The 18,223-nt window shown below is 66.2% G+C and carries 14 protein-coding genes and 1 pseudogene; 14 read left to right on the forward strand and 1 reads right to left on the reverse strand.

The features are described from left to right. The first annotated feature begins 8 nt into the window (after positions 1-8). From LDB29_RS20910 to LDB29_RS20940, 7 genes and pseudogenes are all read left to right on the forward strand, one after another. On the forward strand, positions 9-1,154 hold the full coding sequence (locus tag LDB29_RS20910; RefSeq protein WP_257557592.1) for a cupin domain-containing protein: 1,146 nt from the start codon (positions 9-11) through the stop codon (positions 1,152-1,154). Between the two features lie 6 nt (positions 1,155-1,160). Continuing rightward, positions 1,161-1,735, forward strand: a pseudogene (locus LDB29_RS20915) (pseudouridine synthase). Positions 1,736-1,821: 86 nt separating this feature from the next. Next, positions 1,822-2,238 (forward strand): acyltransferase, encoded by a 417-nt coding sequence (locus LDB29_RS20920; protein WP_084694358.1) that lies wholly within the window; start codon positions 1,822-1,824, stop codon positions 2,236-2,238. 72 nt (positions 2,239-2,310) lie between these two features. Continuing rightward, positions 2,311-2,688 (forward strand): hypothetical protein, encoded by a 378-nt coding sequence (locus LDB29_RS20925; protein WP_044661060.1) that lies wholly within the window; start codon positions 2,311-2,313, stop codon positions 2,686-2,688. Positions 2,689-3,358: 670 nt separating this feature from the next. Further along, a complete protein-coding gene (locus LDB29_RS20930) occupies positions 3,359-3,505 on the forward strand; it encodes a hypothetical protein (RefSeq protein WP_171407208.1) in 147 nt (48 codons plus the stop codon). A gap of 31 nt (positions 3,506-3,536) precedes the next feature. Further along, positions 3,537-3,884 (forward strand): hypothetical protein, encoded by a 348-nt coding sequence (locus tag LDB29_RS20935; RefSeq protein WP_025550005.1) that lies wholly within the window; start codon positions 3,537-3,539, stop codon positions 3,882-3,884. Between the two features lie 173 nt (positions 3,885-4,057). Beyond that, complete coding sequence (locus tag LDB29_RS20940) at positions 4,058-4,933, forward strand: MucR family transcriptional regulator (protein ID WP_044661059.1); 876 nt, start codon at positions 4,058-4,060, stop codon at positions 4,931-4,933. A gap of 85 nt (positions 4,934-5,018) precedes the next feature. Here the strand turns inward: LDB29_RS20940 and yaaA are convergent, their stop codons facing one another. Continuing rightward, entirely contained in the window at positions 5,019-5,771 is a 753-nt protein-coding gene (gene yaaA / locus LDB29_RS20945) for a peroxide stress protein YaaA (protein ID WP_025550004.1), read from the reverse strand. A gap of 253 nt (positions 5,772-6,024) precedes the next feature. Here yaaA and LDB29_RS20950 point away from each other — a divergent pair, with 253 nt between their 5' ends. From LDB29_RS20950 to LDB29_RS20980, 7 genes are all read left to right on the forward strand, one after another. Further along, complete coding sequence (locus tag LDB29_RS20950; RefSeq protein ID WP_257557601.1) at positions 6,025-7,395, forward strand: FAD/NAD(P)-binding protein; 1,371 nt, start codon at positions 6,025-6,027, stop codon at positions 7,393-7,395. 479 nt (positions 7,396-7,874) lie between these two features. Beyond that, positions 7,875-8,204: a hypothetical protein gene (locus LDB29_RS20955; protein ID WP_140043096.1), complete on the forward strand. Its 330-nt coding sequence runs from the start codon at positions 7,875-7,877 to the stop codon at positions 8,202-8,204. Beyond that, entirely contained in the window at positions 8,204-8,941 is a 738-nt protein-coding gene (locus tag LDB29_RS20960; RefSeq protein WP_025550001.1) for a cellulose synthase operon protein YhjQ/BcsQ, read from the forward strand. The genes LDB29_RS20955 and LDB29_RS20960 overlap by 1 nt, the downstream gene beginning before the upstream one ends. Next, complete coding sequence (gene bcsA, locus LDB29_RS20965; RefSeq protein ID WP_257557605.1) at positions 8,941-13,266, forward strand: UDP-forming cellulose synthase catalytic subunit; 4,326 nt, start codon at positions 8,941-8,943, stop codon at positions 13,264-13,266. Before LDB29_RS20960 ends, bcsA begins: the two co-directional genes overlap by 1 nt. Positions 13,267-13,268: 2 nt before the next feature. Further along, positions 13,269-16,667 (forward strand): cellulose biosynthesis protein BcsC, encoded by a 3,399-nt coding sequence (locus LDB29_RS20970; protein WP_257557607.1) that lies wholly within the window; start codon positions 13,269-13,271, stop codon positions 16,665-16,667. After that, on the forward strand, positions 16,667-17,143 hold the full coding sequence (gene bcsD / locus LDB29_RS20975) for a cellulose biosynthesis protein BcsD (protein WP_025549999.1): 477 nt from the start codon (positions 16,667-16,669) through the stop codon (positions 17,141-17,143). The genes LDB29_RS20970 and bcsD overlap by 1 nt, the downstream gene beginning before the upstream one ends. Beyond that, positions 17,133-18,155, forward strand: a complete 1,023-nt coding sequence (locus LDB29_RS20980) for a glycosyl hydrolase family 8 (protein WP_257557608.1) — start codon at positions 17,133-17,135, stop codon at positions 18,153-18,155. The genes bcsD and LDB29_RS20980 overlap by 11 nt, the downstream gene beginning before the upstream one ends. Positions 18,156-18,223 lie beyond the last annotated feature (68 nt).

Consider the following 18,223-nt stretch of genomic DNA (forward strand, 5'->3'; position numbering starts at 1 on the left):
GGCGGGGCATGCACCTCGCCCGTTTCGACATTGACCTGTTCCTGCGCCACCATTGGCAGAAGCGCCCGCTGCTGATCCGCAACCCGTGGAGCGCGTGGCGCAACCCGCTGGAGCCGGACGAGCTGGCCGGCCTCGCCTGCGAGGAGGGCGTCGAATCGCGCCTCATCACCCGGCAGGCGGATAGGCTCGCCATGGAAAGCGGCCCGCTGTCGGAGGATCGTTTCACCGAACTCGGCGACGCCGGGACACTTCTGGTGCAGGCGGTCGACCATCATGTGCCCGATGTCGCGGCGTTGATCCAACCCTTCCGCTTCATACCCGACTGGCGCATCGACGATGTGATGGTCAGCTATGCTACCGACGGGGGCGGCGTCGGGCCGCATTTCGACCAATATGACGTGTTCCTGGTGCAGGGCCTGGGCAAGAGGCGCTGGCGCGTCGGCCCGCGATGCGATTCCGCAACGCCGCTGCTGCCGCATGACGACCTGCGCCTGATCCCCGATTTCGAGGCGACGGGGGACTATGTCCTCGAACCCGGAGACATTCTCTATGTCCCGCCCTGCTTCACGCATGACGGCGTGGCGGTGGGCGGGGACTGCATGACCTATTCCATCGGCTTCCGCGCGCCGTCCCGCGCCGAACTAATCGAAAACTGGTGCCGGCATCAGGCCGACGACATGGTGGACGAGGATCGCTATGCCGATCCCGACCTCATCATCCAGCCCAATGCCGGTGAGATCGCGGCGTCGGCCCTCGACCGGATGCATGCCATGGTGCTGGAGGCGCTGTCCGACCGCCGCGCCTTCGCCCGCTGGTTCGGCCTTTACAACAGCCTGCCCAAGTCGGCGGACATGGATTGGCGGCCGGATGAGCCGGCGGACGAAGCGACGGTGCGCGCCCTTCTGGCTCAGGGCGTGCCGCTCAGCCGCAATCCCGCCAGCCGCTTTTCCTTCATCCGCCAGGGAGAGCCGGAACTGCTGCTGTTCGTGGACGGCCATGGCTTCGATTGCGACGGCGACACGGCGCGACTGGCCGAGGGGCTGTGCATGGAACCGGCCATGGTCGTGGATGCGGAACTCGCGGCCTCCGCCGCCGTGGTCACGCTGGTTGCGGCGTTGATCGACCAGGGCAGCCTGGCGTTCGATGCGGACTGATCCGTCATGGCGCTGATCCTGTTCAACAAGCCTTATGGCGTGCTCTGCCAGTTCAGCGATGAACGGACGGGCCCGCCCCGTCCGACGCTGGCCGCCTATATCGACCGCCCCGGCTTCTATCCGGCGGGCCGGCTCGACCTCGACAGCGAGGGATTGTTGCTGCTGACCGACGACGGCCGCCTGCAGGCGCGGATAGCCGACCCGCGTTTCAAGATGCCCAAGACCTATCTCGTGCAGGTGGAGGGGGACCCGGACGGGGCGACGCTGGCGGCGCTGCGGCGTGGCGTGCGCCTGAAGGACGGCCTGACCCTGCCCGCGCAGGTCGAACGCATCGACGCGCCCCCCTCTGGCCCCGCGATCCCCCGGTCCGGTTTCGCAAGAGCGTGCCGGATTGCTGGCTGAGCCTGACGATCCGCGAAGGACGCAACCGACAGGTCAGGCGCATGACGGCTGCCCTGGGGCACCCGACTTTGCGGCTGGTGCGGTGGCGGATCGGGGACTGGACGCTCAACGGCATCGCGCAGGGACAATGGCGCGAAGCGGCGGCAGAACAGGGCAGGGTCCGACCAGGCGCGCAGTAGAGTGTCCCGCCCATCCGATATAACCGGATCGCCGCGCCAGAGCATATTCCAAGCAGGAGCAATCCTCTGCCGACCCGGAAAAGGCGGTGAAAACACAGATCCAGAGCGGCCGAACCGACGGGTCGAAATCTGGTCTAGTTCAAGCTAAAGGGTATGCGCAACGTCGTGCGAATATCGCTGGCATCGTCGGTTGCGCCCACTTCGACCGTCCAGTTGATCATAGCTGGTCTCCAGACCCGTTGGTCCATTATTCGCTCAACGGCCCCTCCTGGAGCCTGTCCGACGAGCTGTTCTTCTATGCGCTTTTCCCATGGCTTTTGAAATGGCGCGAGCCGGTGCTGCGCGCGGTCTTCATCGCCGGCATGGTCCTGATCGTGGCGGGAAGCTGTTTTACAGCCCTTACGGTCGCGGGTTATTCGCCATGGGTGGACTGGATCTTCTATGTGTTCCCGCTTACCCGGCTGTTCGAATTCATCGCGGGCATCCTGCTGTGCCGGGCCTAGCGATCGGGCATCGGACGACGATGGGCGACGAGCGCAACGGAAGCGCTTGCGGCCATTTCGCTGCCGGCGACCATGGTCGCCGTGGAATGGTTCGCAGTTCCCCTCGCTTTTCGCTACCAGCTCATCTTCCTGCCGCCGATGGCTGTCCTGATATTGATATTCGCCCATGGTCAGGGCGCATTATCGCATCTGCTCCGCCAGCCTGGGCTGCAATCGCTGGGAGCGGCCTCCTTCGCTCTCTATCTCGTTCACCGGCCGATGATCACATTCATGGAAAGGTGGTCAGGCGCCGGGGCCGCAAGCGATATTGCCTTGGCGATCACCATGCTGCCGATGGCCATGCTTGCGTCCATCCCTGGCTTCGCCCTGCTGGACCGGCCGGTGCAGCATTGGCTCCGCCGTCGCGAGACATTCACGGTAAAGCGCAAGGCATTCGCCATTCGGCAATGAACAGGCTGCTGCGAGCATCGATGCCCCGCGGCTTGGCCAAGCGGTAAATCGTTCCTCATGGAATCGGGCCTCATCGATCTTTTTCCCATCGACTTAGGGAGACGTCGGACGAATAGTCGCAGGAACTGCAACGCAACCTCGATAGCGAGAGGAACAAGCTTGTCGTCGAGCCCTTCTACAGGCACGAGAAGATCGATGCTCCATCAAGAGCCCCTTCGACCTCCGCGCCGTGGGCGGCCCAGACCCGTTCATCCGGTGATTTAATTCGGATTGACGACTGAAGACTTCCCCCGCGTTTTGGCAGCGGGGCCGACACGCCTCGCTGCCACGCCATAAATGGTCGGACCATGCCCGAATAATATTTCTCATATAATATCATTGCTGAAAACAGGATGGAGGTGCAACAGCATCTTCGTCGACCTGTTCGGACATGGTTCATAGCCTGACATGCTTCGTGGCAAACCCATCGAAAATTCGCGACACGCCGCAACAACTCAGCGCCCGCAGGTTCAACATCGGTCAAGGGGCGGAGCCGTTCCGCCATGGCCGCGGCGGCCATTGTCCGCGACGCCCAAGGCGCAGCTTGATCTGGGTGATTCCTTTTGCGGTTGCCGGAAGCAAACAGGGCCCGCATAGCGGTTGCATGGACGAGAAGACGACGAATCTGATCATGGCTATTCTCAGTCGGGCGCCGCAATGGATCAGGCACGACCTGCTGTCCAAGGATGCGGGCGTCAAGCAGCGGGCGGAGGAGACGCTGGCCGCCATGATCGCCAACGCCCTCGCCACAGGAACCGACGACTCGACGGCGAGTTAGGGAGGAAGTCCGTTCCAACAAGGCTCCAGCAATGACATGCCGCTCTTTCCCCGGCGCCCTCATGCCGATGGCCGCCATAGTGGCGGCCGCCGCGACCCTCGCGCCGGCAGGCGCACAACGCCCGGACGCCGACATGGAGGTCCAGTGCGCCGCCGGACGGCGCTTTTCCGTCCGCGCCGATGCCGACCGCGCCACGGTCGTCTGGAAGGACGGGCAGCTCACGCTCAAACGCGGGGCAATATCGCTGGGCCGATATTATCGAAGTCCCCGGGCGGCCCTCATCATCGACGGCGACTATGTGTCGTTCGTGCCCAGGGGCGACCGGAACTGGCGCGACTGCCGCCTCATGCCCAGGACCGATGTCATTGAGAAGGATTGATGCCCGATCACGCACGCCGATTTGACGATCATGGAACGGGATCGACTTTCCGACATTGGATCGATTGCCGGCAAATACAGGCATAGAAGACCATTTACTGGAAATCCGACATTTACAATCTGCGTCGATTTGCGCAAATAGCGCTAACATCCTCCTGAAACGGGTTCGCTCACATGGCCGACGAAGACAAGAACGACATCACTGCCCTTACCGTCCAGTTGCTCAGCGCTTATGTCTCGCGAAACAGCGTTCCGAGCGAAAGCTTGGCCGATCTGATCAAGACCACCCGCACGGCGCTGACGGAAAATGCCACGGCGACCATTGCCGAGCCCGCTGCCGAAACCTTCACGCCTGCGGTTTCGGTGCGCAAGAGCCTCGCCTCGCCCGATCATATCCTCAGCCTGATCGACGGCAGGCCGTACAAGACCTTGAAGCGCCATCTGGCCGCCCATGGCCTGACGCCGGAACAATATCGGGAACGCTACAAGCTGCCCAGCACCTATCCGCTGGTGGCGCAAAGCTATTCGCAGGCGCGTCGCGCCGTCGCGGAAAAGGCCGGCCTGGGCCGTAAGCCGGTCGTCGCTACGAAGGCCGCAGCCCCTGCGAAGGCAGCGGCCACTCCGGCAAGCCCGGCCGCCGCGCCCAAATCATCGGAAAAGGCTGCTCCCGCCGCCGGGTCCGATGCGCCGGCGAAGGCCGCGGCGCCTGCTAAGGCCGCAGCGCCAAAGACGAACAAGGCGAAGGATGGGCCCGCCCCCGTCATATCGAACCGCGGCAATCGCGCCGCGGCGCCGGCCTCCGCCAGTAAGGACAGGAAGGAGCCGCGCCAGCGCCTTTCGATCGCCGCCGCCAAGGGCGACAAGGCGGACGGCAAGGCTGCCGCCGCTTCCAAGGCGCCTGCGCAGGAAAAGGCCCCGGTAAAGAAGGCCGCTCCTGCGAAGGCCAATGGAACCGCCAAGCCCAAGTCGCTGAAGGCGGCATTGGAAGCAGCCAGTTCGCATCTGGGCGGCGAGGAAAAAACGCCCGAAGCCGCAACCGCCAAATCCTGATCATGGACGGGAAGCGAGCGATCACGATCTCGCTTCCCATCCGGCCATCCGGGCGGTCGTAGCAACGGAACGGCGGTAAGCCCGCTCAGGTCCGAGTGAAGCGCCAGCGATCGGGCTCGCTCTCCCCGGCATCGAAGCGATAGCCGTCGCTGTCGAAGCCGCGCATCGCATCGACGTCGGTTATGCGATGCTCGCACATCCATCGGGCCATCATGCCCCGGGCGCGCTTGGCATTGAAACTGACGAAGCGCGGTCCGTCGGGACCGGGCTCGCGAAAATCGACGTCGATGATGCGGATGCCCGCCAGCTTGCCTTCCACCGCCGCGAAATATTCCTGGCTGGCGAGGTTGAGGACCACGCCCGACCCCTCCTCCGCGATCTGCCCGCGGAGCAGTTCAGCGATGCGATCGCCCCACCAGTCGGTCAGCTTCTTGTGGCGCGGCGCCCAGCGCGTCCCCATCTCCAGCCGGTAGGGCCGGATCGCGTCCAGCGGCCGCAACAGGCCATAAAGGCCCGACAGCATCCGGACATGGTCCTGCGCGAAGGCGACCGCCGCTTCGTCCAGCGTACTGGCTTCGAAACCTGTATAGACATCGCCGGCAAAGGCGAACAGAGCCTGCCGTTCGGGCAAGTCGGCAAAATCGCGGAAGCGGTCCGCGTTGAGCTTCGCCAGGCGCGGCGAGATATGCATCAACTCCGACAACCGCTTCTGCGAAAGGTTGGCGGCCGATCTGGCCAGGCCGCGCGCCTCTTCGGCGAAATGCGGGGTGGTGACGGGCAGGGGCGGCAGCGCGCGTTCGAAATCAAGCGTCTTGGCGGGGGATAGCAGTGCGATCATGCCAGCCTCCGTAGCGAGCGGCCGCCCATGCGTCAAAATGCCGTTGCACAGCATATTGCCGACGGCGTTCCATGACGCCGGATCGGCATTGCCGCGACCCTTGTCCACAATGGGGCTTGCCCCTATTGCCTGTCCGCTCCTAGGCTTGGGAAATGCGTTCGGGCGGAAGGGGTTGGGACAGTTGCGATCCTGCTTCTTCCATGGTCCGCCGCGCCATCCGGGCCAACCGCTGTTATGGAAAAATGCCTGATCCATGCTGAAGGTCGATCACGCCGCCATTATCGGAGGAGGGTTCAGCGGCACGCTGCTCGCCATCAACCTGCTTCGTCATGGTGCGTTGCGCGTGACGATGGTGGAGCGCCATGAAGAACGGATGGGCCGGGGCCTCGCCTATGGAGCGGCGCATGCCGGCCATGTTCTCAACGTGCGCGCCGCCAATATGAGCGCCCTGCCCGACAGCCCCGATCATTTCACCGACTGGCTGAAGCAGCAGGGACTGGGCCAGGAAGGCAGCTTCGCCACCCGGCGCGACTATGGCGCCTATCTCAGCGCCATGCTGGACGAGGTGCGGGGGCAGGCCGCGGACAGGCTGACCATATTGAACGGCGATGCCGTCGACCTGCAGCTGCGCGACGACGGCATATGCGTCGTCCTGCGTTCCGGGGGCGGGATCGAAGCCGACATCGTGGCGCTGGCGCCCGGCAATCTGCCGCCGCACGACCTGCCCGCCTTTGCCGGATTGCGCGACAGGGACGGCCCCGACAATGCCGTCTATGTGAACGATCCCTGGGCGGCGACCATCGCGGCGGGCTTGCAGGACAGCGATCGGGTGCTGCTGCTCGGCAGCGGGCTGACGGCGGTGGATTGCGCGCTCAGCCTGGATCGCGCCGGATTCCGGGGGCGGATCGTCGCCCTATCCCGCCGTGGGCTGGCGCCGCAAAGCCATGCGCCGGCGCCCCCCTATGCGCCGCGCAGCGACCGGCCGAAGGGCGCCGCTTCCACGCTGGTCCGGACGCTGCGCAGACGCAGCGGGGAAATCGGCTGGCGCAATGCCGTGGATGAGCTTCGCCGCTTCACCCAGGATATGTGGCGGGCCGCCAGCGCGGAGGAGCGCAGCCGCTTCCTGCGCCACCTGCGCCCCTATTGGGACGTGCACCGCCACCGCATCGCACCGCAGGTGGCGGAGCGGCTGGCGGCGATGCAGGCGGAAGGACGGCTGGAAATCCGCGCCGCGAAAGTCGTGCAGGCCGTTCCGGAGGGCGGCACGATCCATGTGCATCTGCGTCGTCGTGGCCGGGAAGAGGGCGAGACCGTCGCCTTCGCCAGGGTCGTCAATTGCACCGGCCCGCTGGGCGACCTGCGGCGCACCGACGATCCGTTGCTGCGCCGCCTGGCATCGCGCGGCGACATCCGCCCCGATCCGTTGGCGATCGGCATCGATGTCGACCGCCAATGCCATGCCATAGCCCGCGACGGATCGGCCCAGCCCCGCCTTTTCGTCGTCGGCCCGATGACCCGCGGCGCCCATTGGGAAATCGTCGCCGTTCCCGACATCCGCCGCCAGGTTTGGGAACTGGCGCGGGAGATCACTGGCGCCCATTGGGTCGAGGCCGAGGGTTTGTAGTAAAGCCCGATCCCCGTCTTGCGGGATCGGCCACCACTTCATGATATGGTCCTGATGAAGTCGCCTATCCGGCGATGATGCGCCAGTGATTCCAGCTTGTTTAACACTTGTCCGGGTCGCAAGGGAAATGACAGGCCTTTATCCGCCAGCCGCCCGATCATGATATTCCCTTTATAATCCAATCCGGTTCAGGTCGAAAAAATGCCATGAATCGAGCCGCACCTGTATCTCATTGGCACAAAACCGATCCTTGCTGCCCGTGATCGTTACGGATGAGACATGACGGAAAAGCCCGCTGGAATGTATTTGCCGACATATACCGTTCAGAAACAGTCTATTAGCGAAACGATCGGCATATCTTTCTTGATCCATATCAGCTTTCAGTTTTTTGTCGCATCCCACTGTCATTCTATTAAGAAAGATATAGTAAATTAGCTATAAGCAACAAACTACTTACCGTTCACGCATATGGGGGGCCAATGCGCCGCGATGCTCGCAAACTGCTGGAGAAGCTGAACCGCAAGGACTTCGCCTATCGCGAATTTGAGGACCGGTTCTCGGAAACGGAATTATGGCCCATTTTCGCGGCCGTGCTGGGCGACCAGAAGGTGGTGGGCGATGACGCCGCACGGCTGCCCGTCCGGCAGGTCCAGCAGGACGAACGGCCCGCCCCCGCCGCCAGGACATCGCAGCCCCCGGCCGCGCCGAATCAGATCTTCGCCCAATATGGCGCGCCCCAGCGGCGGGCGGCGCCGAAGAACAATGTCGACCTCAAGGAATTCTTCAACCGCTTCTCGGAGCTGGATTGATGGCCGTCATCCTGCTTCAATCGCCCAAGGGGGGCACCGGCACGACTTTCCTGGCGGCCCAGCTCGCCCTGCACCTTGCCGGCAAAGGCTATGAGGTCAACGCGCTCGACTGCACCTTCCAGGATTCGCTGAAGATGCATTTCGGCTTCATGCCGGCGCAGGCCGTGCCGGAATGGGGCGCGGGCGGCGGCGAACCGCTGGTGGCCTTCGGGGTCAGCGTCATGCAGGGCCATGGCCAGAGCCGCTCCGCCGCCTTCGCGGCCCGGGTGGACCGGGAGTTCGAGCGGATGTTCGATCCCGGCCATATCTGGATCGTCGATGTCGCATCGGAGGACCGGCACCTGCTGGAACTGCTGATGCCCCGCTGCGTGCTGCATATCTGTCCCCTACTGCCCACTGCCGCCTCTCTCGCCACGCTCAACCGCCTGAGCGAGACGGCCCCGGCGATGAAGCTGGACCGCACCGTCTTCGTCCTCAACCAGCTGGACGACCGGCAGAAGCTGTCGCGCCACAGCCACAGCTTCGTCCGCGACCTGTTCGGGGACCAGTTGCTGGCCACCATCCGCCGCGACGAGGCCGTCAACGAAGCGCTCGCGCGGTTCGAACTCATCAGCAAATATGCGCCGCCGAGCGCCGCGTTGCAGGACCTGCGCCTGTTCGCCGACGCCGTGGAAGAGCGCATCGGACTGAAACCCGCCCCGGGAGAGGCGAACATCGAGGTTACAGGAGACGCCTGATGTCCCTCCCTTCCCAACTCGCCCCGCAGGCCCTTCTCAGGCTTGCGGCGGGGCTCTTCGTGGCTGCCGTCGTCATCGTCGTGGTGACGGTGCCGCTCGACCTGGAATCGCAGTGGATATTCGCGCTGACCACCATGGCGGGCGTGATCCTGTTCAACCGTTCGCCCGGCAAACGGTCGACCATCGCCATCGGCATATTGTCGCTGCTGGTGTCCACCCGCTATCTGTTCTGGCGCACGACGCACACGCTGGACTTCGACAGCCTGCCCGCGGCCCTGCTGGGCACCGGCCTTTATCTGGCGGAACTCTACGCCTGGGTCATCCTGGTCCTGGGCCTGTTGCAGACGAGCTGGCCGCTGGACCGCCCGGTCGTGGAGATCGAGGGCGAGCCCGATCAATGGCCGGTCATCGACGTCTATATCCCCACCTATAATGAGAGCCTGGCGATCGTCCAGAACACGGTTTTCGCGGCGATGGACATGGATTATCCGCGCGACCGCTTCCACGTCTATATCCTGGACGACGGCCGCCGCCCCGAATTCCGGGCCTTCGCGCGGCAGGCCGGCTGCGGCTACCTGACGCGGGCCGACAATCTGCACGCCAAGGCGGGCAATCTGAACGCCGCGATGAAGAAGACCGACGGGGAACTGATCGCGATCTTCGACTGCGACCACGTCCCCACCCGCGCCTTCCTGCAGATGACGGTCGGCTGGTTCCAGAAGGACGCGCGGCTGGCGCTGATGCAGACGCCGCACCATTTCTATTCGCCTGATCCGGTGCAGCGGAACCTGGGCAATGTGAAGGAACTGCCGGGCGAAGGCGACCTGTTCTACGGCGCGGTGCAGAAGGGCAACGACCTGTGGAACGCGACCTTCTTCTGCGGGTCGTGCGCGGTCATCCGCCGATCCGCGCTGGAGCAGACCAACGGCTTTGCCGGCGAGACGGTGACGGAGGACGCGCATACCGCGCTGAAACTGCAGCGCATGGGCTGGAACACCGCCTATATCGGCATCCGCCTGTCGGCGGGCCTCGCGACCGAGCGGCTGGTGCTGCATGTCGGCCAGCGCATCCGCTGGGCGCGCGGCATGACGCAGATCATGCGGATCGACAATCCGCTGTTCGGGCCGGGCCTGAACTGGCACCAGCGGCTTTGCTACCTGAACGCGATGCTGCATTTCCAGTTTCCGCTGCCGCGCATCGTGTTCCTGACGTCGCCGCTCGCCTATCTGATCGGCGGACAGAACATCATCCATGCGTCGGCCGCGCTGATCTTCGCCTATGCGCTGCCGCACCTGTTCATCTCCACCATGTCGAGCGAGCGCATCCAGGGCGGCGACCGGCGGCCCTTCTGGGGCGAGATCTACGAAACGCTGCTCGCCTTCCATCTGGTGAAGCCGACGCTGTTCACGCTGCTGAACCCGCGCAAGGGCAAGTTCAACGTGACCGACAAGGGCGGCCTGCTGGACCAGACCTATTTCGACGGCACCACGGTGCGGCCGCATGTCATCACCGCGCTGCTGCTGGTGTTCGGCGTGATCTTCGGCTTCGTGAAGCTGAACTTCCCCCTCCTGTTCGACGCCCAGTGGGACACGGTGCTGCTGAACACCGCATGGGCGAGCTTCAGCCTGCTGATCCTGATCGCGGCGATTTCGGTCGCACGGGAACAGCGGCAGGTACGCGAGAATATCCGCATCACCGCGCAAATGCCCGTGACGCTCTATTTCGACGACGGCTATGTCGTCGACGGGACGACCGTGGACATTTCATTGGGCGGGCTGGCGGCGGAGCTGCCGGACGGTTTCGCGCTCCAGGGGCGCAAGGTCACGGACATCTCGCTGCCGATGGGCGACGAGACGCTGACCATTCCGGTCGACACGGTTCGCCTGGATAACGGCCGGGCCAAGCTGCGCTTCCAGCCGCTCGACATGGTGCATGCCCGTCATCTGGTGCGCGCCGTCATGGGCCGCGCCGATGCGTGGCAATCGGACAAGCCGCTGGCGCCGGTCGCCGGCCTCAAATCCATCAGGGATATTTTCAGCGTGGGCATCGACACGATCATCGACATATGGCGCCTGCCGCGCCGCCGGAAGAAGGCGATGCGCGCCATGGCCGCCGCCGCGGCCGCCGGGGCGCTCGCCACCACTTCCGCCAATGCGGTTCCCGCCGTGCCGGCGAGCACCCCCGCCGCGGCCACGCCGGTCCCGGCGGCGGGCGGCAAGCCGCAGCGGCTGCTGCTCAAGGACCTGCAGGTCAAGAACCCCATCCGCCTCGCCGGAACGCGCGGCGAATATGGCATTCCCTTCGGCCTGCGCAGCAATCAGGTCGTGACCGGCGCCTCTCTGAACCTGGCCTTCAACTTCTCGCCCTCGCTGCTGGGCGACCTCAGCCAGATCGTCGTCCTGCTGAACGGAGAAGTGGTCAACGCCCTGCCGCTTCGGCCTTCGGACGGCACGACGCAGACGGTGACCGTGCCGATCAACCCGGCGCTGTTCCTGCCGGGCGACAATTCGCTCAACCTGCGCTTCATCGGCCATTACACCCGCGACTGCGAAGACCCCTTCCACAGCTCGCTCTGGGCCAATGTCAGCAACACGCGGTCGGTGCTGAACATCACCACCCAGTCGCTGCCGCTGAAGCCCGACCTCGCGCGCCTGCCCGCGCCCTTTTTCGACCGCAACGAGAATGTGGCGCTGAAACTGCCCTTCGTCTTCGCGGGCAAGCCCACCAATGGCGAGCTGGAGGCGGCGGCCAGCACCGCATCCTGGTTCGGCGGCATGGCCAGCTATCGCGGCTATTCCTTCAAGCCCAGCTTTGGCCAGATCCCCGCCGGCAACGCCGTGCTGTTCGTGACGCCGGGCCGCCGCATTCCCGGCATCAACCTTCCCGGGGGGTCCGCCGCCACCATCATCACCAATCCGGTGGACAGCGAGGGCCAGTTGCTGGTCGTCAGCGGCAGCGACGAGAAGCAGTTGAAGCAGGCGGCCGCGGCGCTCGCCATCGGACGGGGCATGCTGGGCGGGGCGAGCGCGTCGCTGGACGGCGTGCGCCTGCCCTCCTTCCCCCGCTATTCCGCGCCGCGCTGGCTGCGGACCGACCGGCCGGTGCGCCTGGGCGAGATCGTGCCGCGCTATGCCCTGCAGGGCATCGGCCTGCCGCCCGGCCCGCTCAGCGCCGGCTTCCATGTCGCGCCCGACCTGTTCTTCTGGCCGCGCCAGGGGGCCAAGCTCGACCTGCGCTACCGCTATCCGTCCGCCCCCTGGCTGGACAAGTCCCGCTCGCGCCTCGACCTGTCGATGAACGGCCAATATCTGACCACCCTGCCGCTGACCGGCGAACATTGGTGGGACAAATGGTTCGGCGGCGGACGGCCCACGGCCTATACGTCGCGCGCCGACGTCGTGCTGCCGCGCTACGACCTGTTCGGCCAGAACTCGCTGGTGTTCGACTATAATCTGCTGGTCCAGTCCAAGCAGCGCTGCGAGGGGATGCTGCCCGACAATGTGCGCGTCAGCATCTTGCCGGAAAGCTCGATCGACCTCAGCCACGCCTATCATGCGCTGCACATGCCCAATCTGGCGAGCTTCGCGGGCGGGGGCTATCCCTTCACCGTGCGGCCCGACATGGCGGAGACGGTCGTCCTGCTGCCCGGCGATCCGACGGCCGCCGTGGTCGAGGCCTTCCTGAACGTCATGGGCCGTTTCGGGGACGCGACCGGCGCACCCGCGATCCGGGCCAGCGTCACCCGGTCGGTCGATGCCGCGCGCATGGCGGGCAAGGACATATTGGTCATCGGCCCGGTCCAGATCGCCCAGTCGGAATCGCTCTTTTCCGGCGCGCCCGTCTTTTACCAGGACGGCCGGCTGCGCGTCACCGAACGCACGCCGGTGGAGCGGGCCTTCGACCTCTTCTCCCCCTATGAGCGCAGCGACAGCGGCACGGTCGACGGCTTCTTCTCCGGGTCCGACAGCTTCAGCGGCATCGTCGGCTTCCAGTCGCCCTTCGACACCGACCGCAGCGTCGTCGCGCTGCTGGCCAGCGATCCCGAAGCGCTGCCGGCGCTGGTCAACGGCCTCAACGACACCAGGATCAACGCGCAGGTGCAGGGCGATCTTTCGGTGGTGGACGGTGAAGGCATGGCGAGCTTTGCGGTGGGCGACGGCTATTGGGTCGGATCGCTGCCGGTCTGGATGAAGATCGCCTATTGGATGAGCCAGCGGCCGTTCCTGATCGCCCTGGGTGGCCTGCTGGTCGCCTTCCTCATCTCCGCACCGGTCTATCTGCTGTTCAAGCGGCAGGAAACCAAGCGCCTCGAAGCGGTGAAATGATCATGAAGAAGACGATCTCCATCCTCGGCCTGCCGCTGCTGGCCATCGCGACGCTGCCCCTGGCGCAGGCGGAGGTGCAGGGTGTCGCCCCGCTGCTCAAGCAGGCCCGCTACTGGCAGTCCAAGGGACGCGGCGACCTGGCGCGACAGGCCTATAACCGGGTGCTGGCCATCGATCCCGCCAATGCCGAAGCGCGGCGCGGCCTTGCCGGCAATGCGCCCCAGCCCAAGGCCGCGGCGAGGCCGCAGCCTGCGCAAGCCGCCCGCCCTGCCCCTCCCGCCCAGGCGGCGGCGCCCGCCCCGGCGCGCACCGCGCCCGCGCCCGCGCGCCCCACCCGTACGGACCGGGGCGGCGACGCCCGTGCCGCCGGCTTCCGCGCGCTGGAGGCCGGACAGCTCGACGCCGCGGCCGCCCGCTTCCGCACGGCGCTATCCGCCAATCCCAACGACGCCGACGCGCTGGGCGGTATGGGGATCGTGCGGCTGCGCAAGTCCGAATTCGCGCAGGCCCGCGACCTGTTGACCCGCGCCTCGCGCATGGGGGGCGCGGGCAAATGGGCCGAGGCATTGCAGTCGGCGCGCTTCTATGCCGATTTGGACTCCGCCCGGACGGCGCTCGACAAGGGCGACCTCGCGCAGGCGGAGCGGCTCGCCACCGCGCTCAGCCAGTCGGACTTTCGCGACAGGGGGCCTGCGGTATCGGTGCTGGCCAGCGTCTATGAACGGCAGGGCCGCTATAATGAGGCGGCCGAACTCTACCGCCAGTTGGGCAAGGCCGGCGCTGGAGCCGCCACGGCCCAGGCCAGCGCCACCCGCAACGAGGCGCGCGCCGCCCTCGACGCAGGGGACAGCGCCCGCGCCGAACAGTTGCTGCGCGCCGCCATGGGCAATGCGCCCGACGATCCCTGGGTCGCCTACGACCTTGCCGGGCTGCTTCAGCAGCAGGGCCGCGTGGCGGAGCAGGACGCGCTGGTCCGCCAGCTTTCCTATTCCGACAAGCCCGAACCGCTTTACGCCGCCGCGCTGATCCTGGACCGCGCGGGACGCACCGGCGATGCGCAGGCCGTCGCCGCGCGCATTCCGGAAGGGCAGCGCACGGCGGAGATGCGCAACTTCATCGCCGGCCTCGGCATATCCGCCACCATCGCCCAGGCGAAGGCCGCTGGGGCGCGGGGCGCGCAGGGCCAGGGGCTCGCCATGTTGCGCCAGGCGTCGGAGATGCGCGGCCTGTCCGCCGACCGCATGGGCGCGCTGGCGCAGGGCATGCTGGAACTGGGCGATGCGCGCGGCGCGGGCCAGCTGGCGGCGCAGGCGCTGGACGCCCCCGCCAATGATGCCGGCGCCTATGACGCGGCGGTGCGGGTGCTGGCGCAGACCGGACAGGACGGCATCGCCATGAGCGCCGTGCAGAAGGCGTCGGCGCTGGCCGGCCCCTCGCTTCAGGGCCAACGCAGCCTTGGCAATCTGAAGGCGACGCTGGCGGCCGCGCAGGCGGACCGGATGCGGCAGGCGGGGCAGTTCGCCCCGGCCTTCGACATGTTGCAGGCGGCATGGAACGATGCGCCGGGCAATGAGGAAATCCTTTCCGCCCTGGCGCGGCTGTACCAATCGGGCGGCCTCAACGCGCAAGCGGCGCAGACCTTCCGCATGCTGCTGGCGCAGAAGCCGGCGGATCGCGACGCGATGGTGGGCCTGATCGACACGGCCAGCGCATCGGGCGACATGGAAACGGCGCGCGCCGTCACCCAGCAGGCGATCCAGATGCATCCGGCCGATTACCGGGTCTATATGGCGGCCGCCCGCATGGCCCGCACGCGCGGCAATGACGGGGACGCGGCGCGTTACCTCAAGACCGCCCGTGCGCTCTACATGCGCGAAACCGGCATGGCGCCTGGCGCCGTCATGGCGAACGGCAATCCCTTCGCGGCGGCGCCTCAATCGGCCAACCCCTTCCGCGCCATGGCCGCGCCGCAGCCGGTCAATCCGTTCGCGCTCGGCAGCAATCCCGCGGCCCTGTCGGCGCCCTATGCGCCGCCCATGGGCTTTGCCCCTCAGCCGCCCGTGGGGTCAGGCTTTGGCGTGCCCGCCCCGGCTGCCATGCCCGCCTACCCGCCCGCGCCGGGCTATGCCGCCCCCGCCGGCTTTCCCGGAATGGCGGCCCCGGCGCCTTCCTACGGCAACCCGGTCTATGCCGATCAGGCCTATGCCGATCGGAACAGCGGCGTAACGAACGTCCCCGCAGATCCGGTGCTGGCGGAGATCGACCAGCAATTGCAGCAATCGGCCGACGAAAGCGGCCCGCGCGTCGACGTCGACACAGGCTATCGGTCGCGCTCGGGCGAAACGGGCCTCAGCAAATTGCGCGAAATGACTGGCAGCGCTTCCCTCTCCGCACCCGTCGCGGGGGGCCGGGTCGGCGTCAAGGCAACGGCGGTCGTGCTGGATTCGGGCCGCCCGACCGGGTCGGGCCTCGCCCGCTTCGGCACCAACGCCACGCCCGAGGCGCAGGGGATCGTGGACGAGCAGCCGTCCCAGCTCACCAGCGCCGAAACGCAGCATCAGTCAGGCGTCGCCGTCACCGCCAGCTATGTCAGCAAGCTGCTGAAGCTGGAAGCGGGCGTCACGCCGCTGGGTTTCCCCAAGGAGCATGTCACCGGCAGGATCGAGGTGACGCCCCGCCTGTCCACCAACGCCACCGCCCGCATCTGGGCCGACCGCAAGCCCGTGACCGACAGCATCATCGCCTATGCTGGCACGGACGACCCACGCACCGGCGCCTTCTGGGGCGCTGTGATGAAGAGCGGCGGCGGCCTGTCCCTGTCCTATGACCGCAACGGCAATGGCGTCTATGCCGACGGCTCCTTCTATCATTATGACGGCACGGCGGTGCGCGACAATGACAGCGTGGAGATCAATGCCGGCGGCTATTTGCGGGCGTGGCAGAATGCGCGCTCGGGCGTTTCCGTGGGCTTCAACGTCAATTACCAGAATTACGACAACAACCAGAATTACTTCACCTACGGCCATGGCGGCTATTTCAGCCCGCAGAGCTTCCTCAGCGTCAATTTCCCGATCCGTTACTGGACGAATGACGGCCCGATGAGCATCCAGGCCAGCGTCGCGCCCGGCTATCAGAGCTACGATCAGCAGGGTGAGCCCGTCTATCCGACGGAGCCGGGCGCGCAGGGCGTGCTGGATTTCCTCAAGAGCCAGAACAGCGACGTCCGTTCCCGTTATGACAGCATCAGCAAGACCGGCTTCGGCCTGTCGGCGGCCGGCGCGATTTCCTATCGGGTCAGCCCGAACACGCGGCTGGGCGGGGAACTGAATATCAACACTTTCGGTGAATATAAGGAGTTCAAGACACTGATCGGGCTCAAGCAGAATATCGGAGGCAATTGATGTTGTTCGTGAAGGATTTCCCGATGGCGGGCAATCAGGACATCGCCATGCTCGCATCCGGCGGGGAGGCTGCACAGCGCTTCGTCAGCCTGATCCTCGGCGAAATCGCCTCCGCCGCCACGGCGGAACAGATGCAGGGCTTTTTCCGCGCGGTCGGCGCGCGGCTTGCCAAAAGCCATCCGATCGTCAATGCCAAGGATATGGACAGGCTGACCCAGCACGGCAACATGGTCTGGGACAGGCTGCATTGGGGCAGCGTCCGATTCGAACTGGACGATGAAGGAATCGACATCTTCCATGACGGCCTGCCCGAAAGGCTGGAGGGTGATGCCGACGGCATATGGGCCGGAGTCGCCCCCTTCATCCTGGAGGGAGCCTATGACGCATGGTTCCGGCAGATGGGCAGCGGCGAACGGCTCAGCACCCGGATTTCACGCAGCCAGGGCGGGCATATCGAACTGCGTCATGGGATTTGAACGGCGGACGGTCCTGACCGCCCTCGCCTTTGCCCTGACGACCGGCTGCGCCCGCGCCAAGTCCTCCGCCAAATCCATGGACGGCCTGATGCTCGATCCCGCGCTCTGGCAGGGCTACAAGGCCCGCTTCCTGGCGCCAGAAGGCCGGATCGTCGACAATGGCAATGGCGGCGTCAGCCATAGCGAGGGTCAGGGCTATGGCATGGCGCTGGCGCAGGCGGCGGGCGACAGCGCGGCCTTCGACGTCATGGCGCGCTGGACCGCCCAGACGCTGTTGCGCAAGGACATGGCGCTGCATAGCTGGCGCTACACGCCCGGCCGCGCCGATCCGGTGGCCGATCCCAACAATGCGACCGACGGCGACCTGCTGATCGCCTGGGCGCTGCTGATGGCGGGTCGCCGCTGGGGCAAGGCGGATTATCTGCAGCAGTCGGCAGCGGTCCGGGGCGCGGTCGCGCAGAAGCTGATCGTGCAGCGCCACGGCTTCACCCTGCTGCTGCCCGGCCTTGTCGGCTTCGCCAAGGCGGATCGAGTGATCGTCAACCCCTCTTATTATGTCTGGCCGGCGATCGACGCCTTCGCCCGGCTGGAACCGCGCGTCTGGGGTCCGTTGGCCGCCGATGGGCTGAAGATCCCGAAGGCCGCGCGCTTCGGCCCCTCCGGCCTTCCCGCCGACTGGCTCGACATCAAGGGCAAGGGCGTGGTCGAACCGGCGGAGGGACGCGATCCGGTCTTCGGCTTCGAAGGCATCCGCGTGCCGCTCTACTGCCTGATGAGCGGGCGGCGGAGCGCTTGCGACTCGATCGCGCGCTATTGGCTCGCCCTCGTGCGCGCGGGCAGGCCGCTGCCCGCCTGGGTGAATGTGGTCACGGGCGAAACCGCGCCCTATGCGCTCTCCGCCGGCGCCACCGCCATCGCCGGACGCCTGCTGAACCGCAACCTGCCGGCCGCCGCCGCCGATCAGGACTATTATGCCGCGACGCTGGGACTGATGAACCAGATGCGGATTTGAGCGGTTTTCCGGGGTGGATTGCGGACATTCCCCCTCCCGCAGGCGGGAGGGGGCTAGGGGGTGGGCTG

The organism is Sphingobium sp. CFD-2, from assembly GCF_024611135.1.
Classification (GTDB): domain Bacteria; phylum Pseudomonadota; class Alphaproteobacteria; order Sphingomonadales; family Sphingomonadaceae; genus Sphingobium; species Sphingobium fuliginis.